This window comes from uncultured Campylobacter sp. (assembly GCF_937981295.1).
Lineage (GTDB): Bacteria > Campylobacterota > Campylobacteria > Campylobacterales > Campylobacteraceae > Campylobacter_B.
In genome coordinates this window covers 1-9,762 of sequence record NZ_CALJPC010000042.1, presented here as the reverse complement: position 1 = coordinate 9,762, position 9,762 = coordinate 1, and the positions used below count along the sequence as shown (strand labels likewise).

The following is a 9,762-nucleotide window of genomic DNA, read 5'->3' as shown; positions in this document are numbered from 1 at the left end:
TTTTCTCGAATACGACACTGCCGCCGTCTGAGTTGCGGTACAAACTACTGGGTGGTCGCGAAATACCAATAGATAACACGGACTTCAATCAAAATTTTACGATTTATGCAAACGACGTAATGACGGTTATGTATGTTCTGACGCCTGCGCTGATGGAGAAAATTTTATATCTTAAACAGCTCGTGAAATCGAACATCTCGCTGAGCTTCAAGCAAAATAAAATTTACATCGCGATAGCCCGCGGTGCCGATAGTTTCGAACCAAGCTTGGATCAGCCGATACTCAATGCCCGCATCGCAAAGGATATCAAGGCGGATCTGGACGCGATGCTGCAAATCGTACAAATTCTAAAGCTGAATGAAAAAATTTGGACGTCTTAGCGTGCGCAAGGCGGAGCGAGGCAAGCGAGCAAAATAAGACAGGGCAAGGCGAGCAGATGAAGCGAGGCGGGGTAGAAGCAAAGCGACTAGATAAAACAAAGCGGGGCGAAATAGGCTGCTGTGGCAAAGCGAGCGAGCGCCGCGCGAACGCGATAAAATTCTGCGCGGGATTGCAAAATTTTAGTAATGGGATGAAATTTCGCGTGGGATTGCGAATTTTAGTAGCGGGATAAAATTCCGCGCGCGGTTTCGGCAAGATGGTGAAATTTCGCGTGAAATTTCGACAGGGTTTTGAGTCGCGGCGAAATCTTGTATAGAATTTCGGCGGAATTTTATGAAAAATTAAAATTTGCTTGCTATTGAGAGATTTTTTTGATATACTGCCGTTTCTTTTTGGCCCCGTAACTCAGTTGGTAGAGTGTCACCTTGACATGGTGGAAGTCGTTGGTTCGAGTCCAATCGGGACCACCATTTAAGTTATTTTTAAGTTATAATCACTTATTTTTACTTCCTGCTTAAATTGTTTTAAAATTTTAATCACTTCTTTTTCACGCACAGCACCTGTCTTAAAATTTAGTTATTCCGACATCTTTCATTTTTATTTTAGATATAATTTTTCCCGAAATACTATGAGATCGATTAACCGATCAATGAGATGAATTTTTATCGGCAACCGATTAAATTTAGAAAGGAGTCTCGGCGATATATGGGACAGTATGTTATAAAAACATTAGATTACTGCGCAGAAAAGGGGCTGCAGCTACAATGGGAAAAGGACTTTGTGATCTCTGTCGATGCTTTAGGAAACGAAGTTACTATAAGGGCAAATAAAAGCGGACTCATATCTCTTGCCAGGCATTTGCTTACTTTAGCGCAAGATTCCGTGCCGAAACATTCGCATATACATCTGGATGAGTATAATTCGCTTGAGGAGGGCTCGGCGGAACTTATAATCCAAAAAGATACCGAGCGATAAAGAGAAATTTATGCTGAAGAAAAGGCGACAATGAGAGAGAAACACATTGTAGAGTTATTATCCTCTGCAATCGAAGGAGACGGGATCATATCCGTAGTATTTAAATTTTTCCATATAGATTGGGGATACACGCTAGAGGAGCTCGATCTAATTATAAACTTTGGTATAAAAAATGGCGATCTCCTTATAGAAGATATGCATGATGAAAATAAGCACTACGATAAAATAGATTGGCGGCTAGATAATGTGTATCAAGAGATCGTTATGGTAGATATTTACAAATATATGCCATTGCTATTTTCCAAACATCCGACGGTACCGGATCCTTATAGGCAGTTCATTACGGAATGAAATTTGCGTATGACAGCACGGATAAAACTATAAAATTTAAAGGGTTAGGCGTATGGCGCAAAACGTTATAAATAAAGCAGATCACTACGAAAAGAAGCAGCAAAATGTCAGATAGAATCGGCTATTTTTTTCTTGGCGTAGTATTCTTTTTATACCTTATAATTTTTGCAGTAAATAAAAATATAAAGATAGGCGAGAAATATATTAAATTTGATGATGCGGGTATTTTATGGGTATTGCCCGCAACTGTATTTTTAATAGCGGGTATTTGCTTCTTTTACCTCGCCTTCCGCTCTGAAAAGAACATAAAAAGATATCCGAAGTATATGTGGTGTAAGGACTGCTTTAAATTTTACATGTACGAGGATGTCAAAGATACGGATCAAATTTGCCCGGACTGCGGCAAAAAGCTTACGGAGTATAATGACGGCGACTACTGGAAAAGAAACGCCTCCGAGCAAAGCGCTAAAACTCCGAAGATCAAAAGGCGTAAATTTAAAAAGCGATGAAATTTTGATTTGTTATACGAGGAATATATAAAAATGCTAAATAGAATTTTCGCATTAATCGGATTTTTTGCTTTTTTTACATGGGGATTGGCGGCCGCTTTATTGGGGAAAGTCGATATAAAACCTGGCTTTATGGCATCGGTAAAATTTGATAGCTCGCATCTGCGTATCATCATAGGAATTTTATGCTTTGCGGCGTGCGCTTTCTTTTTATATCTCGCATTTCGCCCTGAAAAAAGCATAAAATATTATCCTAAATTTATGCGCTGCAAAGGGTGTCTTAAATTTTATAATTTCTCGGATGTTAAAGATAGAAGTGTTTGCCCTAAATGCGGAGGCGAGCTGCAAGATTATGCCGAGATAGAAAAGTGGAATCAAATAGAAAAGAATAAAAAGCTTGAAAGATACTATAAATTTGAAAAAGAGTGGCTAAAGATGATAAAAAAACAAGGGAGCGAGAAATAAAATGCTAAATTACAAAAATATCGGTTCTATTTGCGAGCTTGACTCTTTGTCTAAAAGCAGCTCGGATATATATTTGCTTATCGGATCGCACTTTATGGATAAGATAGATATCTTTAGCAATATCACAACGGATTTTTTTATAGGCGTCAAATGGATATTCTTCTACGCAGAGAAAGCGTCGCAATTAGAAGATATCTTTGATAGTTTTATAGAGCGGCACGATTTATTGGATATCGTTACATTGTCATACGGAATCGATGAAAAAACAGAGCTTGTAAATCTATTTTTATCTAAGATTACTCCAACAACTATGGGCATATCAATATTAGATGAGAAAAATGCCGTTGAAAATGATCTATTGTGCGAAATTCTAAAAGGCGTAAATAATAAAAATGGCGATAAAATTTAAAATGAGGTGAAATATGCAGCAAAATGAAGAGTTGTATTATTTAATAGCTGGATTTCTATACGACTGGTGCGATATAGAGCTGTTTTGCGATGAATTTTATAAGATGTATGATTTGGAATCGCAATATTGCGCAACCAATAAAGCGGAAGAGCAGGCATTAAAAGAATTGGATATGATGACGGGTAGATTTTCTGAGTTTGATGAAGATTTTAAAAAGGCTCCTAACGTATTTTTTAAAGAAGGCGAGATAAGGCAAAAGGCAGAAGAAATTTTTCGATTATTTTCTAATATCAAAATTTCAAAAGAGGAATTTTTTAGATTTTTGAAAGAGCAGAGAGGGCTAAATTTTCCGATTGGCGTTGATTTGGGCGAAGGCTATGTAATGTGCCCGAATTGTTCCAACGCAATGAAAGTAGATAAGCGTCAAAGCGTGATTACATGCGATAATAAATATTGTATCGCTATGTTTGTCAATCCTTTAGCGAAATTAACGCTTGCAAAGATCGAGAGTACGAAATACAATAGCCAAGAAGTCGATTAACAGGCACAAGCGGATAAATCTTTGCTAAACTGCAAAAAGGAACACGATGCCAAGCGGAAAGGAAATTTACGAGAATTTTTTGTTAAGATTTTCGGACAACGAACGCGATATTATGAAAAATTTGGCGAGAAATATATATGAACTAAATAAAAGAGAGTTTATCATTGAGTTTGATGAAAATAATATATATAAAGTCAGATTTTATGATGATTTTGAAGGATGCTGCGATCCAGGTCTCGAAGAAGGAGAAGAGGGATGGGATGAGCTATTTTTTGGATTTGAATTTGTAGTTTTAGAAGTTTTATCTACGCGAGCTAAAAAATTTAAAAAAGGCGACTACATCGAAATCAACTACAAAAACTATCCCAAAATATTTGATATGGATAGAAATTTGATTTAGATACGATAAGCTTAATAGAAAAATTTATGGAGAAAAATGGATGCTTAATTTAGAAGAGCAGGAATTCCGCATAAAAAGTATAGCTCAAGATGTCATAAAAGAATGGGGTAAATATGATTTAGGCTCGAATGATAGAACATTCAAATTAAATTAGGTAGTAAAAAACAAAAAATAGGATTTTAATATGATAAAAAATGAATTTGAATTTTTAATTGCCTCCGTGCCGGATAGAGAAAAAGTAGTAGCCGAGATTTGGCATATGGACAGAGAGCCTTTAATACAGATCAACCATGAAACAAATAAGCTTTTAGTCGCTGCGACCGAGACTCAGCATAATATCAATTTTTACGAGCTTATATGGGCGCTATATGCTGGGGGATTATGGCTAAAAGATGGGAATCAAAGACCGAATTTTGCGGAGCAGTTTGAGAAATTTTCAAAAAGAAACGGAAGATGCTCGAAAAATATCTTTAAATTTACAAGATATGAGAATAAAGTGAGTATAGAACATAAAGGCAATCTAATAGCGCATGTCATAAAAGATGGCGACGCCCTATCGGTAGGTTTGTTAAATTTTGGATTTGAATTAAAAGACTGCGTAGAGCTCGAAAATTTCGTATGGGCTTTGCAAAATTCTAGGAAACTGCTAGATAGCGCAGTCGGCTAAATATCGCGACAAAAACATATATAAAGGATAATAAAATGACCGATTATTTCGCAAGAAAAGAGAGCGCGATAAAATTAAATAAGCTTTTGGGGTTAGATTCGACGGGAGATGAGCAAGATTGGGAGCTAGAATTAGCAGATATCGGCAAAATTACGTCAATGCTAAATTTACTAGAAGACAAGACATTAAATTTCCACGACAAGATTGCTCTGTCGCATTTAATTGTCGCTTCGTTTGAGAAAGAGGATGAAGAGCTAGGCACAGTAGACAAAGATAGGGTTAAAATATTTGCCGACTTTCTGGACGATAACTTACAAATCAAAAATATCATACGAGAATATTGGATAGTTGCGTATGGGAATTTGAATAGAAATTTAGCCTATTTGATATTTGGGGATAAATAAAGATATTAAATTTGTGAAATTCTAAATATAAAATTAAGTATAAAGAAAAGATGGCTAAAATTTTGTCGAGATCGTCGATATAGGTAGAAATAAAGGATAAAATAATGCAGCCCAAAATTAGGAATTTGTGTTTATCGTTAGAAAATAGAATTTTAAATCTACATCCTTTTAATCCCGAGCAAGTATGCTGCTGCATAGCGACATGGTTTATTGAAAATAAAATTTTGTTTCTTATGAAAGAATACGACGGTTGCGGTTTGGACGAGCTGTTAAAGTTAAATTTTAAAGATTATCCTACCGAGCTATCGATTTACGGCGACGGAAAAGCGAAGGATCTCTTTGGCGCAAAGATCATCAAATCGGACAGATACCGCTTGATAAATAAAATTAAAGCGCTGAAAGATCAAAAGAGCTTAAGACTGGTCTACGAGGAATTAAACTCGATTGTATTTGATAGCTTGGTAGTTAGCGTGGATTTGGACTTGGCGTGCGAATGCCCGCAATGGTCGCCTAGCGATTATAGAGTTATGTTAAACGAAGCGACGGACAAAATCGTTTTTGCCTGTATAAACTGCGAGAAGAAATTTTATCCGTATACTCTTACCGAGTGCCAAATAGATTGTAATCTTACTATTCCTAAACGCGGATATTTTATCAATTAACTATTTCAATCATTTCTTTTATAGCCAACTTTGGTATCCAAGAAAGAAGCGGACGACAAGGGTTTAAATTATTTAACCCAGTCTAAATTTAACTCGCCTCGGCGCATTAAATTTCACGATCAATTTGTTCCGGGCGCTTGGGGTAGGACATTGCCTAGCTAGGGCGCCCATGCATCGCTAAGCCCGAGCGCCGTTAAATTTCAAATTTAAAACTGTCCGAAAAGATCGTTCAGTGCCTCGCTGATGCTAGGATGCGTAAAAATTTGGTTTTTGAAAAAGTCCGCTTTTGCGCCCAGCGCCATGGCAATCGCCAGCTCATTAACGATCTCGTGCGCGTTTACGCAGTGAAGCGCCGCGCCTAAAATTTCGCCGCTAGCTGCGTCCACGACCGCTTTCATCATTCCCTCGTCGTGCGCTACGACTTTGGCGCCGGGTACCGCCGCCATCGAAAGCTTAAGCACCTTGATCTCACGCCCGCTCGCTCTTGCTTTACGCTCGCTAAGACCGATGCGAGCTAGCGGCGTGCGGGTAAACAGCACGCTTGCATGCGGCGTGCGGTTTTTCGTAGTGCGCGCGCCATCTCCGAAAAGCACGCTAAAAATGATCCTAAAATCATCCAGGCTCGTGTAGGTAAACATCTCGCCGCCGCGCACGTCGCCTGCTGCGTAGATGCTCGCAACTGAGCTTTGCAGATGCTCATTCGTGATGATATTGCCGTGCGCGTCCGTCTGCACTCCCGCAGCGGCTAAATTTAGCTCGCTCGTATTCGCGCGACGCCCAAGGGCGTATAAAAACGCATCCGCCGCGACTACCCTGCTCTCGCCCGCGAGGTTAAATTTTAGCTCTCTATCGTTTAAACTCAAAAACTCGCAGCCCTCGATAATCTCCACGCCTTGGGCCTGCAGAGCGGATTTGACGCTGGCAGCCACGTCCTCATCTTCGTTTTTCATAAATTTCGATCGCATCAGCACGCTTACTTTCGAGCCAAATCCCGCAAACATCGAGGCAAACTCAAGCCCGATAAATCCGCCGCCGATGATTACTAGATGCTTCGGCAGGATCTTTAAATTTAAAATTTCTTCGCTACTATAAGCGATCTGCGAGCTTACCTCAAAGCTAGGCTCGACCTCCCTCGAGCCCGTATTTACGACGATCGTTCCTGCTGAAATTTCACGCGTTTGTCCGTCAGGACTTAGCACGCGCACGGAATTTGCGCTCGTAAATGAGCCTTCGCCGTCGATTACGTCGATATTCGGGTTACCTTTTAGCATGGCTAAATTTTTCGCCCTCAGCGCCTCTACGAGCTCGTCCTTTTTCTGCATGCTCAGCACGAAATACTCTCCGAGCACGCTGAAATTTACGAAGCCTGCTTCCTTGCTCGCCGTAACTAGCCGCTTGGTCGGGATGCAGCCTACGTTGATGCAGGTGCCGCCGTACATCTGCGGCGAGCGCTCGATGAGAGCGACCTTTTTGCCCAGCGCGGCGGATTTTGCGGCAAGGGTTTTGCCCGCCTTGCCAAAGCCTATTACGATGATATCATAATCCATTTTTTATCCTTTTGATCTAAAATTTCGCGGGATTATAAGAGGTTTTATTAAATTTAAAATCTGCGTGGCGCAAATTTAAAGGCGCAGGCAAGAGGCGCGAAATTTAACGGCAAAATTCTAACTTCGGCACAGAATTTAATACAGAAAATAAAAATTTCAGCTCTAATCGTTTCAAAAATTTTGCATCGATAGAATTAAAATTTTAAGCGCGGGATACGTGGCATTTTATAGCGCTTGGTAACGGATAGAATCCAAGCTACAAAATCCAAGTCCCAAACCGCTCATAAAATTTAAAGGTGCAAAAAGCGCGGAATTTACGCCGTAAAATTCCACCACTAGCGCTTTTTTACGCCTAGCAAAAACATATCGATGCGGTCCTTGATTAGCTCGCTCGCTTTAAAATTTAGCTTTTCGTCGAAAAACAGCAACCTACTAAAATGCGGCTCTCTAAGCAAAAAGCAAAAATATAGCGCTAGGCTTTTTGCCGTGCGTCCGGGCGCAAACTCGTCCGCATGCGCCGCCAAATACTCATCTAGCGCATTCGGTGAACCTAGCACGCCGCTTTTTAAAAAGATTTTTGGGCTCTCGCTAAGCGCGCCGTTAAAGCCGCTGAAAAGTATCAATCGATAGAATTTTATTGCCTCCGGAGCGAAAAGAAACTCCAGATAAATCCCTGCAAACTCCTGCAGATACTCACGCAATTTTAGGTCTTTGTTGATTCGCATGCGCTCGTTCATTCGCTCGTCGAGCTTTTTACTTTGCAGTTCGATGATGCGCAAAAATAGGCTTTCTTTGTTATCAAAATACTTATAAACCGACGATAGCGAGCCGCCGCTAAGCTCGATAATATCGCTTAAGCTCGTAGCCTCGTAACCTTTGGCTAAAAACAGCTCCAGCGCCGCATCTAAAATGAGCTTACAGCGAATTTCGGATTTTTTATATTTAGGCGATTCGGGCATTTCGCCTCCTTTGAAATACTAAAATTTTTTGTAAGTGTATAAAAAATATACTTAATTAAGCAACATTATTGGGCTAAAATTTTAAAACCTCAGCAAAAAAATAATTTTACGCGGCTTTTGCAAGCGAGCGGAATTTATCGCGCACCAGCTGCGGTAAAGCGGAATCTATCTTCGTAAACGAAGCGTTTAATGCCTATTTTAGGCAAATTTAGCAATAATTACCTAAAACGCTAAAAGGCATCTTTGTATGAAAAAAGTCTCAATCGGCGAAGCAGCCGAAATTTTAGGTATTTCAAAAGAAGCCGTCTACAACCGCATCCGTAGAAATTCCTTGCGCGCCGAGGAAAGCGGAGGCGTACGCTACGTGCTTTTAGATGATGAAATGCAACAAAGCGAGCCCGCTTTGCAAAGCTCTGCGAAAAGCTCGCGCGCCAGCGGCGCAGCTGGTACCCAAAGCTTCATCGACTATCTCATCAAAGAAATCTCCGAGCTAAAAGGTAAAATCGAAGCACTGCAAAGCGATAAGGACAGGCTTCACAAAGAAAAAGAGGAAATTTTAATCGCCTCGAAAGATGAAATCAAGCTGATGTATAAGGAACGCGACGAGAAGCTCAGGTATTTTTTGTCGTTTTTCGACAAACCGTTGCTTTCGAGCAAAAGCCGCGAGGCCAAACCCTACGATGTCGAAATCAAAGAAAAAACCTTCGATCGTAGCGAATGGACGAGCCTTGCAAAATTCGTAAAATCGCTCAAACGCAAAAAGCGCCTCAAAGCGCAAAGCCTAATCATCGAAAACATCGGCAAGAGCGAGTTTATCCGCGTCGAGGGAAACGAGCTTTTGATAAATCAAAGCTTAGATATAAAATCATTGAAAGGAAAAAAATGAAACTACGCAAAATCGCGGCATACGCGCTAGCAGGAGGCTTCGGCCTCGTTACGGCGGGCTCGCTAGCGGGCTGCGACGATAAGGAGCAGGAGCAAAACGTCCGCTTACAAGAGGGCGCGCTCGTGCGGCTCGAAGAGATCGCGCCGGGAAAATATAAAATTTTAGAGGAATTTCCGAGCGAAAAGACCCAGATCATCTTAAAATCGCTCGACGGCACGGAGAGAATTTTAAGCGATGAGGAAACCAAAGCCCTTCTTGCCGAAGAAAACGCCAAAATCGACGCCGGCACTTCAAATTTAACCAACCAAAACGCGCAGCTTAGCAGCGGCGGCATGAGCCTGGGCGAAGCGATCTTGGCAAGCGCCGCGGGCGCCATCATCGGCTCGTGGATCGGCGGCAAGCTGTTTAACAACCCAGCCTATCAAAGCCAGCGCCAAACCGCCTACAAAAGCCCGAGCGCCTACTCTAGAAGCGTCGATAGCTTCAATCAAGCAAAGCAGCAAAACGCCAAGGCGCGAAGTGGCAAGAGCGGATTTTTCGGCGGAAGCAAGAGCGGCAAGAGCGGCGGATTTTTCGGCGGCTAAGCGCGCTTTGAAATATACGGCG

Annotated in this window: 16 protein-coding genes and 1 tRNA gene; 15 read left to right on the top strand and 2 right to left on the bottom strand. The window is 41.1% G+C overall.

The features are described 5' to 3' along the window. From Q0135_RS03335 to Q0135_RS03275, 13 genes are all read left to right on the top strand, one after another. The coding region (locus Q0135_RS03335; RefSeq protein ID WP_297988218.1) for a DUF3137 domain-containing protein at positions 1 to 380 on the top strand (380 nt) is incomplete at its 5' end. A gap of 56 nt (positions 381 to 436) precedes the next feature. Beyond that, on the top strand, positions 437 to 613 hold the full coding sequence (locus Q0135_RS03330) for a hypothetical protein (RefSeq protein WP_297988215.1): 177 nt from the start codon (positions 437 to 439) through the stop codon (positions 611 to 613). A 162-nt stretch (positions 614 to 775) separates the two neighbouring features. Beyond that, positions 776 to 851 (top strand) — tRNA-Val (locus tag Q0135_RS03325). A 235-nt stretch (positions 852 to 1,086) separates the two neighbouring features. Then, positions 1,087 to 1,356, top strand: a complete 270-nt coding sequence (locus Q0135_RS03320; RefSeq protein ID WP_297988213.1) for a hypothetical protein — start codon at positions 1,087 to 1,089, stop codon at positions 1,354 to 1,356. A 30-nt stretch (positions 1,357 to 1,386) separates the two neighbouring features. Beyond that, positions 1,387 to 1,707 (top strand): hypothetical protein, encoded by a 321-nt coding sequence (locus Q0135_RS03315; RefSeq protein WP_297988211.1) that lies wholly within the window; start codon positions 1,387 to 1,389, stop codon positions 1,705 to 1,707. 104 nt (positions 1,708 to 1,811) lie between these two features. Next, positions 1,812 to 2,216, top strand: coding sequence for a hypothetical protein (locus tag Q0135_RS03310; protein ID WP_297988209.1), 405 nt, complete (start codon positions 1,812 to 1,814; stop codon positions 2,214 to 2,216). Between the two features lie 102 nt (positions 2,217 to 2,318). Next, positions 2,319 to 2,681: a hypothetical protein gene (locus Q0135_RS03305; protein ID WP_297988206.1), complete on the top strand. Its 363-nt coding sequence runs from the start codon at positions 2,319 to 2,321 to the stop codon at positions 2,679 to 2,681. 94 nt (positions 2,682 to 2,775) lie between these two features. Then, positions 2,776 to 3,090, top strand: coding sequence for a hypothetical protein (locus Q0135_RS03300; protein WP_297988204.1), 315 nt, complete (start codon positions 2,776 to 2,778; stop codon positions 3,088 to 3,090). A 13-nt stretch (positions 3,091 to 3,103) separates the two neighbouring features. After that, positions 3,104 to 3,631, top strand: a complete 528-nt coding sequence (locus Q0135_RS03295; RefSeq protein ID WP_297988201.1) for a hypothetical protein — start codon at positions 3,104 to 3,106, stop codon at positions 3,629 to 3,631. A 46-nt stretch (positions 3,632 to 3,677) separates the two neighbouring features. Further along, positions 3,678 to 4,031: a hypothetical protein gene (locus Q0135_RS03290; protein ID WP_297988199.1), complete on the top strand. Its 354-nt coding sequence runs from the start codon at positions 3,678 to 3,680 to the stop codon at positions 4,029 to 4,031. Positions 4,032 to 4,215: 184 nt separating this feature from the next. Further along, positions 4,216 to 4,698, top strand: a complete 483-nt coding sequence (locus tag Q0135_RS03285; RefSeq protein ID WP_297988197.1) for a hypothetical protein — start codon at positions 4,216 to 4,218, stop codon at positions 4,696 to 4,698. Between the two features lie 35 nt (positions 4,699 to 4,733). After that, positions 4,734 to 5,102 carry a hypothetical protein gene (locus Q0135_RS03280; RefSeq protein ID WP_297988195.1) on the top strand — a complete coding sequence of 123 codons (369 nt, stop codon included), beginning with the start codon at positions 4,734 to 4,736 and terminating at the stop codon, positions 5,100 to 5,102. Between the two features lie 104 nt (positions 5,103 to 5,206). Then, positions 5,207 to 5,764 carry a hypothetical protein gene (locus tag Q0135_RS03275; RefSeq protein ID WP_297988193.1) on the top strand — a complete coding sequence of 186 codons (558 nt, stop codon included), beginning with the start codon at positions 5,207 to 5,209 and terminating at the stop codon, positions 5,762 to 5,764. Positions 5,765 to 5,970: 206 nt separating this feature from the next. On the opposite strand, the gene Q0135_RS03270 is transcribed toward Q0135_RS03275, so the two are convergent. Beyond that, the gene (locus Q0135_RS03270; protein WP_297988191.1) at positions 5,971 to 7,311 is read right to left on the bottom strand and encodes an FAD-dependent oxidoreductase; all 1,341 of its coding nucleotides are present in this window, start codon (positions 7,309 to 7,311) and stop codon (positions 5,971 to 5,973) included. A gap of 335 nt (positions 7,312 to 7,646) precedes the next feature. Next, positions 7,647 to 8,270, bottom strand: coding sequence for a TetR/AcrR family transcriptional regulator (locus Q0135_RS03265; protein ID WP_297897019.1), 624 nt, complete (start codon positions 8,268 to 8,270; stop codon positions 7,647 to 7,649). Positions 8,271 to 8,517: 247 nt separating this feature from the next. On the opposite strand from Q0135_RS03265, the gene Q0135_RS03260 reads away from it, so the two are divergent. Further along, complete coding sequence (locus tag Q0135_RS03260) at positions 8,518 to 9,156, top strand: helix-turn-helix domain-containing protein (protein WP_297988189.1); 639 nt, start codon at positions 8,518 to 8,520, stop codon at positions 9,154 to 9,156. Further along, positions 9,153 to 9,740: a UPF0323 family lipoprotein gene (locus tag Q0135_RS03255; protein WP_297988187.1), complete on the top strand. Its 588-nt coding sequence runs from the start codon at positions 9,153 to 9,155 to the stop codon at positions 9,738 to 9,740. The genes Q0135_RS03260 and Q0135_RS03255 overlap by 4 nt, the downstream gene beginning before the upstream one ends. The last annotated feature ends 22 nt before the right edge of the window (positions 9,741 to 9,762 follow it).